Annotated in this window: 18 protein-coding genes, 1 tRNA gene and 1 other RNA gene; 11 read left to right on the forward strand and 9 right to left on the reverse strand. The window is 66.0% G+C overall.

What is annotated here, in order from left to right:
• Nucleotides 1-9: 9 nt before the first annotated feature.
• From purF to A6A04_RS17875, 6 genes are all read left to right on the forward strand, one after another.
• Complete coding sequence (gene purF, locus A6A04_RS17850) at nt 10-1,470, forward strand: amidophosphoribosyltransferase (protein ID WP_068495353.1); 1,461 nt, start codon at nt 10-12, stop codon at nt 1,468-1,470.
• Nucleotides 1,470-2,189 carry an SDR family NAD(P)-dependent oxidoreductase gene (locus tag A6A04_RS17855; protein ID WP_068495354.1) on the forward strand — a complete coding sequence of 240 codons (720 nt, stop codon included), beginning with the start codon at nt 1,470-1,472 and terminating at the stop codon, nt 2,187-2,189. Before purF ends, A6A04_RS17855 begins: the two co-directional genes overlap by 1 nt.
• Nucleotides 2,190-2,385: 196 nt before the next feature.
• A complete protein-coding gene (locus tag A6A04_RS17860) occupies nt 2,386-3,651 on the forward strand; it encodes a hypothetical protein (RefSeq protein ID WP_245651279.1) in 1,266 nt (421 codons plus the stop codon).
• 7 nt (nt 3,652-3,658) lie between these two features.
• Nucleotides 3,659-4,120, forward strand: a complete 462-nt coding sequence (locus tag A6A04_RS17865; RefSeq protein WP_068495358.1) for a VOC family protein — start codon at nt 3,659-3,661, stop codon at nt 4,118-4,120.
• A 13-nt stretch (nt 4,121-4,133) separates the two neighbouring features.
• Nucleotides 4,134-4,664 (forward strand): O-acetyl-ADP-ribose deacetylase, encoded by a 531-nt coding sequence (locus A6A04_RS17870; RefSeq protein ID WP_068495360.1) that lies wholly within the window; start codon nt 4,134-4,136, stop codon nt 4,662-4,664.
• On the forward strand, nt 4,661-5,965 hold the full coding sequence (locus A6A04_RS17875) for a hemolysin family protein (RefSeq protein ID WP_082915034.1): 1,305 nt from the start codon (nt 4,661-4,663) through the stop codon (nt 5,963-5,965). Before A6A04_RS17870 ends, A6A04_RS17875 begins: the two co-directional genes overlap by 4 nt.
• Before the next feature lie 3 nt (nt 5,966-5,968).
• On the opposite strand, the gene A6A04_RS17880 is transcribed toward A6A04_RS17875, so the two are convergent.
• From A6A04_RS17880 to A6A04_RS17905, 6 genes are all read right to left on the reverse strand, one after another.
• Entirely contained in the window at nt 5,969-6,586 is a 618-nt protein-coding gene (locus A6A04_RS17880; RefSeq protein WP_068495362.1) for an MlaC/ttg2D family ABC transporter substrate-binding protein, read from the reverse strand.
• Nucleotides 6,586-7,419, reverse strand: a complete 834-nt coding sequence (locus A6A04_RS17885; RefSeq protein WP_068495367.1) for a TIGR00282 family metallophosphoesterase — start codon at nt 7,417-7,419, stop codon at nt 6,586-6,588. The genes A6A04_RS17880 and A6A04_RS17885 overlap by 1 nt, the downstream gene beginning before the upstream one ends.
• On the reverse strand, nt 7,416-8,000 hold the full coding sequence (locus A6A04_RS17890; RefSeq protein ID WP_068495368.1) for a 5-formyltetrahydrofolate cyclo-ligase: 585 nt from the start codon (nt 7,998-8,000) through the stop codon (nt 7,416-7,418). Before A6A04_RS17890 ends, A6A04_RS17885 begins: the two co-directional genes overlap by 4 nt.
• A gap of 12 nt (nt 8,001-8,012) precedes the next feature.
• Nucleotides 8,013-8,169, reverse strand: a non-coding RNA gene (gene ssrS, locus A6A04_RS17895) — 6S RNA.
• A gap of 16 nt (nt 8,170-8,185) precedes the next feature.
• Nucleotides 8,186-8,512: a cell division protein ZapA gene (locus tag A6A04_RS17900; RefSeq protein WP_068495373.1), complete on the reverse strand. Its 327-nt coding sequence runs from the start codon at nt 8,510-8,512 to the stop codon at nt 8,186-8,188.
• 3 nt (nt 8,513-8,515) lie between these two features.
• Nucleotides 8,516-8,752 (reverse strand): hypothetical protein, encoded by a 237-nt coding sequence (locus tag A6A04_RS17905; RefSeq protein ID WP_245651280.1) that lies wholly within the window; start codon nt 8,750-8,752, stop codon nt 8,516-8,518.
• Between the two features lie 179 nt (nt 8,753-8,931).
• Here A6A04_RS17905 and A6A04_RS17910 point away from each other — a divergent pair, with 179 nt between their 5' ends.
• Both A6A04_RS17910 and A6A04_RS17915 read left to right on the forward strand, forming a co-directional pair.
• Complete coding sequence (locus A6A04_RS17910) at nt 8,932-9,420, forward strand: DUF3124 domain-containing protein (protein WP_068495374.1); 489 nt, start codon at nt 8,932-8,934, stop codon at nt 9,418-9,420.
• A complete protein-coding gene (locus tag A6A04_RS17915) occupies nt 9,417-9,773 on the forward strand; it encodes a hypothetical protein (RefSeq protein WP_082915035.1) in 357 nt (118 codons plus the stop codon). Before A6A04_RS17910 ends, A6A04_RS17915 begins: the two co-directional genes overlap by 4 nt.
• A gap of 26 nt (nt 9,774-9,799) precedes the next feature.
• On the opposite strand, the gene A6A04_RS17920 is transcribed toward A6A04_RS17915, so the two are convergent.
• Entirely contained in the window at nt 9,800-10,111 is a 312-nt protein-coding gene (locus A6A04_RS17920) for a hypothetical protein (protein WP_068495375.1), read from the reverse strand.
• Between the two features lie 155 nt (nt 10,112-10,266).
• Between A6A04_RS17920 and thiE the strand changes: the two genes are divergently transcribed.
• The 3 genes from thiE (at nt 10,267) to A6A04_RS17935 (ending at nt 11,646) form a co-directional block, all read left to right on the forward strand.
• A complete protein-coding gene (thiE, locus tag A6A04_RS17925; protein WP_245651281.1) occupies nt 10,267-10,929 on the forward strand; it encodes a thiamine phosphate synthase in 663 nt (220 codons plus the stop codon).
• Between the two features lies 1 nt (nt 10,930).
• Nucleotides 10,931-11,512, forward strand: coding sequence for an LOG family protein (locus tag A6A04_RS17930; protein WP_068495378.1), 582 nt, complete (start codon nt 10,931-10,933; stop codon nt 11,510-11,512).
• A gap of 59 nt (nt 11,513-11,571) precedes the next feature.
• Nucleotides 11,572-11,646: transfer RNA gene (locus tag A6A04_RS17935), tRNA-Val, on the forward strand.
• 135 nt (nt 11,647-11,781) lie between these two features.
• Here the strand turns inward: A6A04_RS17935 and A6A04_RS17940 are convergent.
• Together A6A04_RS17940 and A6A04_RS17945 are read right to left on the reverse strand one after the other, a co-directional pair.
• Entirely contained in the window at nt 11,782-12,594 is an 813-nt protein-coding gene (locus A6A04_RS17940) for a hypothetical protein (protein ID WP_068495379.1), read from the reverse strand.
• 76 nt (nt 12,595-12,670) lie between these two features.
• Complete coding sequence (locus A6A04_RS17945; RefSeq protein WP_245651282.1) at nt 12,671-13,825, reverse strand: OmpA family protein; 1,155 nt, start codon at nt 13,823-13,825, stop codon at nt 12,671-12,673.
• Nucleotides 13,826-13,855: the final 30 nt, after the last annotated feature.

Here is a 13,855-nt window from a genome sequence, read left to right on the forward strand (position 1 = left end):
GCGCCCGGCATGCTCACCACCAATCCCTATGATGACGACCATCTCCGCGAGGAGTGCGGCGTGTTCGGCATCTTCGGCCACCCGGAAGCGGCGGCCCATGTGGCCCTGGGCCTGCACGCCCTGCAGCATCGCGGCCAGGAGGCGGCGGGCATCGTCACCTTCGATGGCGGCCAGTTCCATAACCATCGCGGCCTCGGCCATGTGGAGGACAATTTCGGCAGTGAAGCCGTCATCCGCAAGCTGAAGGGACCCATGGCGGTGGGGCATGTGCGCTATTCCACCACCGGCGAGACCTTGTTGCGCAACGTGCAGCCGCTGTTCGCCGAGATGGAGTTCGGCGGACTGGCGCTCGGGCATAACGGCAATCTCACCAATGCCATGGCGCTGCGGCGCCAGTTGGTGCGGCGCGGCTGTCTGTTCCAGTCCACCACCGATACCGAGGTGATCATCCACCTGATCGCCATCAGCCTGTATTCCACGGTGGAGGACCGCCTGATCGACGCGTTGCGCCAGATCGAGGGCGCCTATTCCCTGGTGGCGGCGACCAAGGATTCGGTGATCGGCGTGCGCGACCCGCTCGGCATCCGGCCGCTCTGCCTGGGCAAGCTGGACAAAAGCTGGATTCTGGCGTCGGAAAGCTGCGCGCTGGACATCATCGGCGCCGAATTCGTCCGCGACGTCGAGCCGGGCGAGATCGTCATCTTGTCGGCCGACGGCATCCGCTCGGTCAAGCCCTTCGTCAAGCGGTCGTCGCGGTTCTGCATCTTCGAATATATCTACTTCGCCCGACCTGATTCGGTGGTCGAAGGCACCAGCGTCTACGAGGCCAGGAAGCGGATCGGCTCGGAACTGGCGCGCGAAAGTCTGGTTCCCGCCGATGTGGTGGTGCCGGTTCCCGATTCCGGCGTGCCCGCCGCCATCGGCTTTGCCGCCGAGGCCAAGATTCCGTTCGAGCTGGGCATCATCCGCAACCACTATGTGGGCCGGACCTTCATCCAGCCCACCGACAATATCCGCCATACCGGCGTCAAGATGAAGCACAACGCCAACCGCCCCATGCTGGCGGGCAAGCGCGTCATCCTGGTGGACGATTCCATCGTGCGCGGCACCACCAGCCGCAAGATCGTGGAAATGGTGCGCCAAGCCGGGGCCACCGAGGTGCACATGCGCATCTCCAGCCCGCCCACCACCCATTCCTGCTATTTCGGCATCGACACGCCCGAGCGGGAAAAGCTGCTGGCGGCGCGCTATGACGTGGAGGGCATGGCCAAACTGATTGGTGTCGATTCGCTGGCCTTCATCTCCATCGACGGCTTGTACCGCGCCGTGGGCGAGCCCGGCCGCGACAGCGCCGAGCCGCAGTTCTGCGACGCCTGTTTCACCGGCGACTACCCCATCGCCCCCACCGACTACATGGGCAAGACCGGCGATTCCAAGCAGCTGTCGCTGCTGACCGAGGACAGCCACTGATGACAGCCCGGCTGGAAGGACGCGTGGCGCTGGTCACCGGCGCCTCGCGCGGCATCGGCGCCGCCGTGGCCCGGGTCCTGGCCGCCGAGGGGGCCGAGGTGGTGGCCATCGCCCGCACGCAAGGAGCACTGGAGGAGCTGGATGACCAGGTCCGGGCGGCGGGGGGCAAGCAACTGGTGCTGGTGCCCGAGGATCTGCGCAAGCCCGACATGATCGAGCAGGTGGCGGCGGCCATCTATCAGCGCTGGGGACGACTCGACATCCTGATCGGTAATGCGGGCGCCATCGGTGGCGGCCTCACCCCCGTGGCGCAGCACGCCCCCGACGACTGGGCCGAGGCCTTCGATGTCAACGTCACCGCCAATTGGCGCCTGATCCGGGCCTGCGACCCGCTGTTGCGCATGGCCGAGGCCGGACGGGCGGTATTCGTCACGGCGGGCGCCGCCCAGGGCATCCATCCCTATTGGGGTGCCTATGCCGCCAGCAAGGCGGCGCTGGAGACCATGGTCAGGACCTGGGCGGCGGAAGTGGCCACCACCACCAAGCTGCGGGTCAATCTGGTCAATCCCGGCATCGTGGCCAGCCGCATGCGAAGCATCGCCTTCCCGGGCGAGGACCCCTCGACCCTGGCCCAGCCCGACGACGTGGCGCCGCGCTTCCTGCCTTTGTGCCTGCCCGATTGTCCCCATCACGGCCAGATCATTTCCCTGGCCGGATAGGGTCAATCCCCGAAAGCAATTTCGCCGATCATCCGGTATCATGGCATCACCTTCGGAAGGTGCTTGCACCCCCCGGGGTCATGAGCTATCCCCATTGCATGGGGTGGGAACTGGGAAGGGACGGCCCTGAAGGGTCGGCGGAGAACGTATGAGCGTGTCTGATCCGCGTGAGGGAGCACGAACCTTCGAAGCGAAGGTGGCGAGCCTCATCGCGGCTACACGCCATCTTGAAGTTCCGCATATTCTGGTGCTGCGCCGCCTGACTCTTCGCGACCCCGAGGCCCGTAAATGGGCCAACGAAAAGCAGCTCAACATCGTCTTCCAGGTGATCCTGTCCAAGGCCATCGAACGTTATGGCCTGCCCAAGCTGAAAGCCGCCCGCGACAGAGGCTTCGAGCCCTTGCTTCCGGCGGGCGGCGATTCCCGCGACGAGGATCTGCGCGTGCTGGGCGACATCGCCACCCAGTTGATCGGACCGCCCCAGATGTCCGAGGCGGAAAGCACCCAGGCCAGTTTCCATGCCTTGCTGGCGCGCGGTGCCGCCGTGCCGCCGCCCCGGACCATGCGGACCCAGCCCCCCACCCGCGAACCGCCGCCCTTGTTCGCCGCCCAGCTGGGGCCGGCGGGCGACAAGCAGTTGCGCCGCATGATCCAGGTCCAGCAATCGGAGGACGAAGGCGGCGGCGAACGGACCCCGTTCACCGACTTCACCACCCTGTTCGATGACACCATTTGCGGCTATACCGAAAAGACCCTGGCCATGTTCCGCATTTCCGGACCATCGCGGGGGTTGCGGCTGCCCTTCCTGCTGGCGCCGGAATTCGGCCCGGTCTATCGCGAGGTGCTGAAGAAGCACATCCTGCCGCAGATGCGGGCCACCCGCGCCATCCAGGCCCTGGGCGGCACCTATAACTGGGCCGAGGTCGGCGGCGAGAGACTGATCGAGATCATCCAGGGCAGCGAGGTCAACAACCCGATCCTGCACAACTGGGACGGTCGCTGGGCCTCGTTCCGCGCCCCCAAGGCGCCCAAGGGCAAGAAGGCGCCGCCGCCGAAGCCCGAGGACAATCCCTGGCCGCTGTTCCGCGATGATGCCACCCGCTGCAACTACGAGCCGCCATCCGAAGCGCATGTGATCCTGCTGCAGGATATCATCCGGTTCGAGGCCGATGTCATGGCCAAGTGCTGGCGTGAACTGAGCCAGCTCTACACCCAGGAATTCGCCCCATCCGGCCGCATGGACCAGGCGCGCGAGGGCGCCTTCCGCGATGGCATCATGAAGTGGTCGGCCAAGCTGCCCGACTATATCGGCGAGCACCTGGCCATGAAGGCCCATTTTGAATTCGAACGCCTGGACGCCGACTGGATGCGCAAATTGCTGAACAACTTCGGCAAGAACGATTCCGAGCGGCGCCGCAACGCGCCCTTCCTGTCCGATTTCGTCCTGCAACTGGGATACTGAGTCGCCCATGCCCGGCCTCGACCACGTCAATGTGGTGGTGTCCGACATGGCCCGCTCGCTCGACTTCTATACCACCCTGCTCGACCTGACGGTGGTGATGGACCGCCGCCTGTCGGGTGACTGGTTCGAACAGGTGACCGGCCAACCCGGCGCCGTGGCCCGGTGCGTCATCCTGGATGCCCCCGGCGGCGGCTGCCGCATCGAGTTGCTTCAATTCCAGCCCGGCGGCGCCCGGCCCGACCATCGCCAGCCTCCGACAGCCATGGGCCTGCGCCATCTGGCCCTTCGGGTCGACGACCTGGACCATCGGCTGAAGCTCCTGGCCCAAAGATTTAACCAGGAGGTCTCGCCAGTCCAGGTCCCGCAAGACATCGTCAAGAGTGGCAAGCGGATGTGCTATATTCGCGATCCGGACGGTATCCTGGTCGAGTTATGCGAATACGGCGCGCACAGACCAGAATTCTGCTGAACAGAGGTTGGTCATGCCAGATCCCAGGATCAGCATCTTCGAAGGCGACATCACCCGCATCAAGGTCGACGCCATCGTCAATGCCGCCAACTCGTCATTGCTGGGCGGCGGCGGCGTCGACGGCGCCATCCATCGTGCCGCCGGCCCCCAATTGCTGGAGGAATGCCGCGGCCTGGGCGGCTGCCCCACCGGCGAGGCACGCATCACCCACGGCTATCGCCTTCCCGCCAAATGGGTCATCCACGCGGTGGGACCGGTCTGGCGGGGCGGTTCCCATGGCGAGGAGGCCCTGCTCGCCTCCTGCTATCGCCGCTCGCTGGAACTGGCGGATCAGGCCCATGCCCAAAGCGTCGCCTTTCCATCCATTTCCACCGGCATCTTCGGCTTTCCCAAGGAGCGAGCGGCCGTCATCGCCCTGGAAACCTGCGCCGCCTTCCTGGCGAACAACCACAGCCTTGAAAAAGTGGTGTTTTGCTGCTTCGATCCCGACAGCGTCGAGGCACACCGAAGGGCGCTCGATCACTTAGGCAATCCACCACCGTGACCATCCTTTACGAACTTGCCATTATCGCCCTGCTGGTCCTGATCAACGGCTGGTTCGCCATGTCGGAACTGGCCATCGTCTCGGCCCGTCGCACTCGCCTTGCCGCCCGGGCCGCCGATGGCGACAAGGGCGCCCAGGCGGCCCTGGTCCTGGCGGATAACCCATCGCGTTTCCTGTCCTCGGTCCAGATCGGCATCACCCTGGTCGGCGTCCTGGCTGGCGCCTATTCCGGCGCCACCCTGGCGTCACAACTGGCGGCCTGGATTGCCGCGACCCTGCCATCGCTGGCCGCGGCGGCCGAGGCATTGGGCATCGCCGTGGTGGTGGGAGGCATCACCTATGCCTCGCTGATCATCGGTGAACTGGTGCCAAAGCAGATCGCCCTGGCCGATCCCGAACGTATCGCCGTCTTTGCCGCCCGTCCCATGACCCTGGTCGCCCGCTTCGCGTCGCCCCTGGTCTGGCTGTTGGAGTCATCGTCGCGGCTGCTGCTCGGGCTGCTGCGAATCCGAAAATCCGACGACCAAGCCATCACCCAGGACGAAATCAAGGCCATGATCGCCGAGGGCACGGAAAGCGGCGTCTTTGAACCCCAGGAACGCGACATGATCGCCGGGGTCATCCGCTTCGGCGATCGGCGGGTCCGCGCCATCATGACGCCGCGCGGCGCCGTGGACTGGGTTGACCTGACCTGGGACCCCACCGAGGTCCTGCGGGTCCTGCGGAACAGCCGTCACTCCCGATTGCCGGTTTGCCGGGGCAATAGCGACGAGATGGTGGGAGTGGTGCAGTCCAAGGATCTGCTGAACCGCCTGCTGGACGGCCAGCCGCTTTCCCCCGAGACCGCCGTGCGTCCCTTGCCGGTGGTGCACGACAATTCTCCGGCGCTGCAGGTGCTCGATGTGTTGCGGCAGTCGGATATCCACATGGCATTGGTGGTGGATGAATATGGCGGCGTCCAGGGCATCGTCACCGCCGCGGACATCCTGTCGGCGATCCTGGGCGGACTGGCGGACCTGGGCGAGGACGAGGAGGCCACCATGATCCAGCGTCAGGACGGGTCCTGGCTGCTGGACGGGGACCTGGCGGCGGACGTGGTCCGCGAGCGTTTGGGATGCCGCGCCATGGCCGGGGACCGGGCCGACTACTCCACCGTCGCCGGTTTCATCCTGTGGCGCTCGCGGGTCATTCCCGCCGCCGGAGACTGCTTCCAGTGGGACGGCTGGCGCTTCGAGGTGATGGACATGGACGGTCGGCGCATCGACAAGGTGCTGGCCTCGCGCATCGAGGACGAGGCCTGACCCTCAGCCGCCGATCTTCTTGCGCATGGCGTCCAGCAGCACATCCAGATTGCCACCGCCCATCCGCACCACCGAGGTGAAATCGGACTTCAAGGTGGTGATGATGCTGACCCCATCGGCGACGATATCGGCCACCACCACCTTGCCCGATGGCGCCTGCGCCACCAGCCATTTCACATCCACCGGGTTCTGGCCCTGGGTCACCAGCTGGGTGCGCACCTGGACAGCGTCGCCACTGGGATCGGCTCCAAGAAAAACCACGTCGGGCTTGACGTCGGCGGCATCCACCATCTCGCCATAGGTGGCGACGAAGAAGGGCACCAGCAATCCGGTGAAGGCTTCCTGCTGGGCGGACGAGGCCTTGCGCCAATAGCGCCCCAGCAGAAGCTCGGACTCGTAGGAGATATCGGCGTATTTCTCCACCAGCGCCGACAGGCGCGCCCGCTTCTCCACCACGCTGTGGGGGCCGCCGCCCAAGGTGGCATTGGCATCGGCCACCACGGCCCGCACCAGGGTCTCGGCGACCGGCACCTCGACGGCCATGGCAGGGCGAACCGCAACCGGCGCCATCAGGCCAATCACCGCCAGAACAACCAGCAGAACGCCGCGAATAGTCGCCATCACTTATTAGCTCCCTCGAATGTCGGCCAGGTCTCGGCCAGACGCCCCCCCAGGCGCAGCGGCGCCACTTTCAGCGCAGCTCCACCGCGATCATCGGTTTCCACCAGGACGCCGCACAGGGTCCCAGGCCCCTCGGCGGGAGACAACCGCTCGCCGGGAGTTTTTCGCACGAATTTGTGAATTGCGGCATCCTTCTTCATGCCTATCACCGAATCATAGTCGCCGCACATGCCGGCATCGGTCTGATAGGCGGTGCCGCCCGACAGGATCTGGGCATCGGCGGTGGGAATATGGGAATGACTGCCCACCACCATGCTGACCCGCCCCGCCACCGCATGGGCCAGGGCCATCTTCTCGCTGGAGGCTTCGGCATGGACATCGAGGATGATGGCGTCGACGCCGCCCGGCCCCAAGCGGGTCCGGGCCAATTCCCGCTCCACCACCGCGAAGGGACAGTCCAGCGGATCCATGAACAGACGCCCCATCACCTGGATCACCATCACCTTGCGCCCGCGCGGCGCGCCATAGATGGCGGCGCCACGGCCGGGAGTGCCCACCGGATAGTTGGCTGGGCGCAGCAGGCGGGGCTCACCATCCATATAGGGCATGATCTCGCGCTGGTCCCAGCTGTGATTGCCCAGCGTCACCACGTCGATGCCCGCGCCCAGGAAATCGTCACAGATCTTCGGGGTAATGCCGAACCCATGGGCCGCATTCTCGCAATTGGCGACGATGAAATCGGGGGCAAGGCGAGCCTTGATCTCGGGAAGCCGCTCCATCACCACATCCCGGCCCGAGCGGCCGACCACGTCGCCCATGTACAAAAGTCTCATGCCTGCTCCACCGTGACCACGCCCTGTTCGGTCGCGATCTTGTCCAACCCCTGGTCCCAGGCCTCGGCCGGAACCGCCTCGACCCGCTGGGCGGCGAAGGCGAGTCCCACCGCCAGCACTGGCCTCGCCCGGCGCAGCGCCGCCAGGGTGCGATCATAGTAGCCACCACCATAGCCCAGCCGGAACCCCTTTGCATCGAAGCAAAGCAGCGGCACCAGCACCACGTCCGGCGTCACCCGTTCCGCCGAGGTCGGGGGATGGCGGGTTCCGTGCGGTCCGGCGTCCAGGGGATCGTCGGGCGACCAGGAGCGGAACTCCAGGGGCGTCTCGCGCCCCACCACCACCGGCAGGGCCAGGGGATGGCCGCGCGCCGCCAAGGCCCGCATCAGCGGCCGGGGATCTATCTCGTCGGCCAGGGGCCAATAGCCCGCCACCACCGCGCCGGGCGCCAGTTCCAGACCATCGGCCTGGTCGGCCAGGGCCTCTCCCGCCGAGACGCCCAATCGCGACGCCGCATCGGCCCGAACGACGCGGGCGTGGCGGCGAAGCTCCATTTTCGGGTCCGGGGATGTCTGGATCATGGCAAATGCCGGAGCGGCGCCACATCGGCCGTTGGCGTGCGAGTCCTCCGCGGCCTGCTTGTGCAGGTGGGAGCCATGTAACGAAACCAGGGTTCCGACAGGGACAGCCCCCAAGAGGAAGATATTGGCCCCAGGGACATGTGCTTCCTGACGCACCGCGCAGCAAACCGCTCCGACCGAGGACTCTAGGCTCTTTCCAGCCGGGTCGCAATGGCCTCGATACGCAGGGCCAGCGACTCGATCAGCTTTGCCAACTGGGCGTCACCATCGGCGGCGCATTTGACATCGTCGCCCAGGCGCCCCAACTGCTCGCGCGCTTCCGACAATTCGTCGGCCAGCAGCAGCCCCACCATCACCAGCAGGCGGGCGTCCGAGACATTGCCGACGGTGGACAGCAGATGCTGGGCATGGGCATCGACCTCGCGCCCCAGGGCCTGGACCCGGGTGACCTGGGAATCATCGCAGGCGATGTCGTAGACCCGGCCATTGATGGTGATGTTGACGACAGCCACCGCCTAGTCCTCCAGCAGGTCGTGTAGGCGGAGGATGGCATGGTCGAGCCGCTCGGCCACCAGCCGGGTGGTCTCCTCCAGCCGGGCGTAATCGTCATGGGCGCCCCGCAGTTCGCCCGCAAGCAGCAGGTCACCGGCCCCCACCCGGGCGGCGGCGCTTTCCAGACGGTCGATGGCGCTGCCCAGGCGGCGCATGGCCTCCTCGGTCCGCTGCAAACTGACACTCTGACGCTGGTCCACGCCCACTCCCCCGGAAGCCTTTGACGAAACTGCCCAAAAATATTTGATGAAACCGAAGGTATGGCCGAAGGCGAAGGGAGTCAACGGAGCTGCGTCATGGCACCGCATTGGCGTTTGATCCGCCGCCCGGCTGAGGCTACCCTTGATGCCACTTGGTCCTCACCTTTCGGGAGCGACAGATGCGCCTTGTCCCCATGACCGCAGCCTTGCTGCTGTCCATTCTTCTCGCCCATCCGGCGGTGGCCGAGGATGTCGTGACGCTGTCCAAGGGCCAAAGCGTCTATGTTCCGGTCTATTCCCACATCTCCCACGGCAACCTGGACAGCCAGGGCCAGCCCATGACCCTGCTGCTGTCGGCCATGCTCAGCATCCGCAATACCGACCTCCACCATCCCATCACCGTCAAGTCGGCCCGTTACTACGACACCGACGGCAAGGTCCTGAAGGAATTCGTCGCCAAGCCGGTGGCCCTGGGGGCCATGGCCTCCATGGAACAGTTCATCGAGCATCGCGACAAGAGCGGCGGCAGCGGTGCCAATTTCGTGGTGGAATGGGTCGCGGACAAGCCAGTCAACCCGCCCATCATCGAGACGGTCAACGCCTATTTCTTCGGCACCCAGTCGGTGGCCTTCACCAGCCCTGGGCGGGTGATCCAGACCAAGCCGTGATCCGGGTCGCCACCCTTGATCAGGCCCGGGCCGCCCTGACAGAGGCTCCGCCCGGCGCCGCCGTCTTGCTGTTCAGCCCGCCCGCCGCCGCCCTGTCCCTCGGCGTCGGCTGGTGGCGGGCGCTGGAGCGGGCCTTGCGCCATGACTATCCCGACAGAAATTTCGAGGCGGTGCTGGATTGCGGCCCCGCCCCCGGCCATGCCCTGGAAGCCATCCGCGCCGGGGTCACGGCGGTGATGCTGGACGCCCCCCCGAACGTGCTCGAGGCCGTCGCGGATATCGCGACGGCCTCGGGAGCCCGGGTCTTGGGGGTCGGGCCCGCCCTGCCCCTTCCTTCCGGCGAGAGGAAATAACCGGAAGGAGGGACGGCGGCCATTGGCTACTTGGAAGCCGCCGGGGCGGGGGTCGCCGGAGTGGCCGGGGTAGCGGGCGAAGCCGGGGTCGCCGGGGCGGCGGCCACATGCTTGGCCTTCTTCACCTTGGCCACCTTGTCGGTCTTGGCCTTTTCCACCTTGTCAGCCTTGGCTTCGACCTTGGCGGCGGGAGCCGAACCGCTGGCCTGGGTCATCGCACCCACCGCGGCCGGGGCGGCGACGGTGCCGGCGGTCGGGGTGTTGCCCTGCGCCAGCGCCGCGAAGGGCAGCAGCGAGGCGGCGACAAGGGCGGTGGCGAAGAAGCGGGAAGTACGCATGACTTAGGTCCTTTCTGTGTCTCGGTCCGAAGGGCATCGCGCCGTTCGGTAAGGCTAATGTCGCCCTTGCGCGTGGCGGGAATAAGGACCAATTGTGATGCTTTCGTGGCACGAGGTTGCGCCGCCGCCGCCGCCGTGCTTCAACTCTCCCGTCATTGTCACCCGCCCCATGGAGGCCCGCCATTTCCGCCGCTCCCTGCCGCCTGTACCTGATCACGCCCCCCCGGATCGAAACCCCCTTCCAGTGGGTCGAGACCCTGAAATCCGCCCTGGACGGCGGCGATGTCGCCTGCCTGCAGATCCGCCTGAAGGATCTCGACGACGACGCCTTGGCCCGGGTGGTGGACGTGCTGCGTCCGGTGGCGCAGCGCCAGGGCGTGGCGGTGCTGCTCAACGACCGGCCCGACCTGGCCTTCGAAACCGGCTGCGACGGCGTCCATATCGGCCAGGAGGACGCCAGCTTCGCCGAGGCGCGCAAGGCCCTGGGTCCCGATGGCATCATCGGCGTCACCTGCCATGACTCCCGCCACCTGGCCATGGAAGCGGGCGAGAATGGCGCCGATTACGTCGCCTTTGGCGCCTTCTTCCCCACCGAGACGAAGCAGGCCCGCCATCACGCCGATCTCGACCTGCTGGACTGGTGGAGCGAGCTGTTCACCGTGCCCTGTGTCGCCATCGGCGGCATCACCCCCGAAAACGCCAGACCCCTGGTGGAAGCGGGCGCCGATTTCCTGGCGGTGTCGGGCGGGGTCTGGAACCACCCCGAGGGTCCGGCGGCGGCGGTGGCCGCCTTCAACCGCATCATGAAGGGCGGCTGAGATGAAACGGGTCTGCGTCTTCTGCGGCTCATCCATGGGCAACCGGCCCGACTATGCCGAGTCCGCCCGCGAGTTGGGGCGCCAGATCGCCCGGCGCGGCCTGGGGCTGGTCTATGGTGGCGGTAATGTGGGACTGATGGGCGTGGTGGCCGACGCCGCCCTGGAAGCCGGGGCCGAGGTCATCGGCGTCATCCCGGAAACCCTGATGCGGTGGGAAGTCGGGCACCAGTCTCTCACCGAACTGCGCGTGGTGGGCTCCATGCACGAGCGCAAGGCCATGATGGCCGACCTGGCCGATGGTTTCATCGCCATGGCGGGCGGCATCGGCACCCTGGAGGAATTGTTCGAGATCTGGACCTGGGGCCAGTTGGGCCTGCACGCCAAGCCGCTGGGCTTCCTCGACGTCGCTGGCTATTTCTCCCATCTGCATGCCTTTCTCGACCATACTGCGGCGGAAGGATTCGTCCGCCCCCGCCATCGCGACATGGTGGCGGTGGACGCTGATCCGGCCAGCCTGCTCGACAGGTTGGTGGCCTATGCCGCGCCTGCCGCCATCCAGGTGATCGACAGCCAGGCAACGTGATTTCCAAGGCTTGACACGTCGTTCCGGTCGCCATATAAAGCGGCCTCTTCGCGAGGCATGGGCGATTAGCTCAGCGGGAGAGCACTCCCTTCACACGGGAGGGGTCGCAAGTTCAATCCTTGCATCGCCCACCATCCTCCGAATCGTGAAAGCCCCGGGTCTCCCGGGGCTTTTCGCGTTTTTGGGCCCCGCCGCCCTGATCCTCCCCGGACAAAAGAAAAGGGCGGGTAGTGACCTACCCGCCCCGGCCTTCTGACTGCGACACCAAATTACTTGGTGTTGTAGTAGCCGTAACCGCGCCAGCCTTGATGGCGCCAATCATCCATATGCCAAGTATAGGCATAGGGATTGGCCATCTGCGGCTTAATGGAGGTGATAGCCGACACCGGCAACGCTTCCATGGTCAGGTTGGCCAGCCCGGCCGTCGCCTTGGAGAAGGGAACGACGGTCACCGTCAGGTAACGGCCATCCTTGAAGGCCTCGGTGCGGGCATAGGTCTTGTTGTTATAGACCACGACGCCGGTATTGGCGCTCCAGTAGCTGTGCTCCTGGGCGGTCAGCAGGGCGGCGTTGAAGTGACGCTGCCAGGCCTCGACCACATAGACGATCTCTTCCTGGGCATTGGTCGGCCGATAGCGGCTGCCCAGATGGTTCAGGATATCGACCGAATAACGCGGCACCATGGCATGGGCCTCGTCGGTGATGGTCACCTCCAGATTCTCGCCGGCGGCGTCCTTCAGGGCGGCTTTGATCAGCGGCACGTCGGTCTGAATGGTCTGATCGACCACCGACTTGTACAGGGTCTGGCTGACGGCCTCGACCACCGGACGGGTCCGGGGATCATAGGGATTGGCCACCGGCTCGATCACCTGCAGCGTCTGGTCGGCCTTGTTGTAGACGGCGATGGTGCCGACCAGCGAGACCAGGTCATTCTGGTAGGAACCAGCCGGAACCACATAGCGCATTTCCGCCGGAGGAACCAGATTGGTCGGCTTGGCTTCGCTGGCATAGTGAATGCCGGTGCATCCGCCCAGGGCGGGCAGGATGCATGCGACCAAAGCGGTGATACGGGACTTAATCATCGTGTGTGCTCCCACATCTCATGTTCTGTGGCGCGACCACCCGGAACCTGGTTCCGGGCGGCGCCACCAGGCGGAATCAATAGTCGAACAGGATCTCGACGCGACGCGCACGACCATCCTGCGGCCCGGCCCAAGCCTCGCCGGGACGCGAGTCGACCGAGGTGGTGGTTCCACCCAGCTTGGCGATCTCGGCGGCCACCGCCTGGGCGCGTTCACGCGACAGACGGGAATTGGTGGCGGCCGAACCGGTGCGGTCGGTGAAGCCGACCACCCGAACCGACTTCGGCTTCAGGTTCTTCTGGGCGGCGACCACGTATTTCAGCTTCTCGATGTCCTGCGAGCTCAGCTTGCTGGAGCCGGGCGTGAAGAACACGGCGAAGTGATTGGCGCCATAGCCGTAGCCATAGCCATAGGAATGGCCACGATCACCATAGGCATAGCCACCATAGGTGCCACGGCCCCAGGCCGTGCCAGCCAGGGTGATCTCGACACGACGGTTGCGAGCCTCTTTGACACCGTCATTGGTAGCAACCGCCAGGCTGGACTCACCCAGGGCGTCTTCGCTGATCAATGCGGGATTGATGCCCAGCTTGGTCAGTTCCGCCGCGACCACGTCGGCACGGTGACGCGCCAGCCGCAGATTGGTCTCTCGCGAGCCCAGGGTGTCGGTGAAACCAGACACCGAAACCACCGGGGCGCGAAGCTGCGCCTGGACCGAGGCCACTTCCTTCAGGGTCGACTGCGCCTGGGCCGACAACTGCGACGATCCGAGCGCGAAAGTGACCACGAAGCTGCGACGCACATCGGCGGCAACCTCGGTCACCGGAGCCGGCTTCTTCAAGATGGGTTCGTGCGCCAGGAACACCTTGCGGCAGCTCTGGGTCACGTTGGTCTGGGCAGCCTGCTCCAGCCAGCAGTCGAAGGCCACCTGGGCCTTGGCGGCAGCGGCAGGAACCCGCTCGGTGGCGCCGGAGGCGAGATAGCCCATCAGGCGCGCCCGGGCGGCCGTCAGCTCGGGAACCGCCGGAGCCGGAAGCGGACGAATGGTCAGCTCATCGGGCTTCACCACTTCGCCATCGAGAATCCGCAGAGCCTTGCGGGCGGTCTGGGTCGCATCAACCCACTCGACCTCGCTCTGGACTTCCTGGCGGGTATAGGCCTGGTATTCCTGGAACAGGGCCTGGGCGAAAGGCGAACCAGCCGGAGCCTGGGCGCCCAGAACCTTCTGCACGTCGGTAACATCCGCGGGCAAAGCGCAGGC

It is taken from the genome of Paramagnetospirillum marisnigri (genome assembly GCF_001650715.1).
Taxonomy (GTDB): Bacteria; Pseudomonadota; Alphaproteobacteria; order Rhodospirillales; family Magnetospirillaceae; genus Phaeospirillum; species Phaeospirillum marisnigri.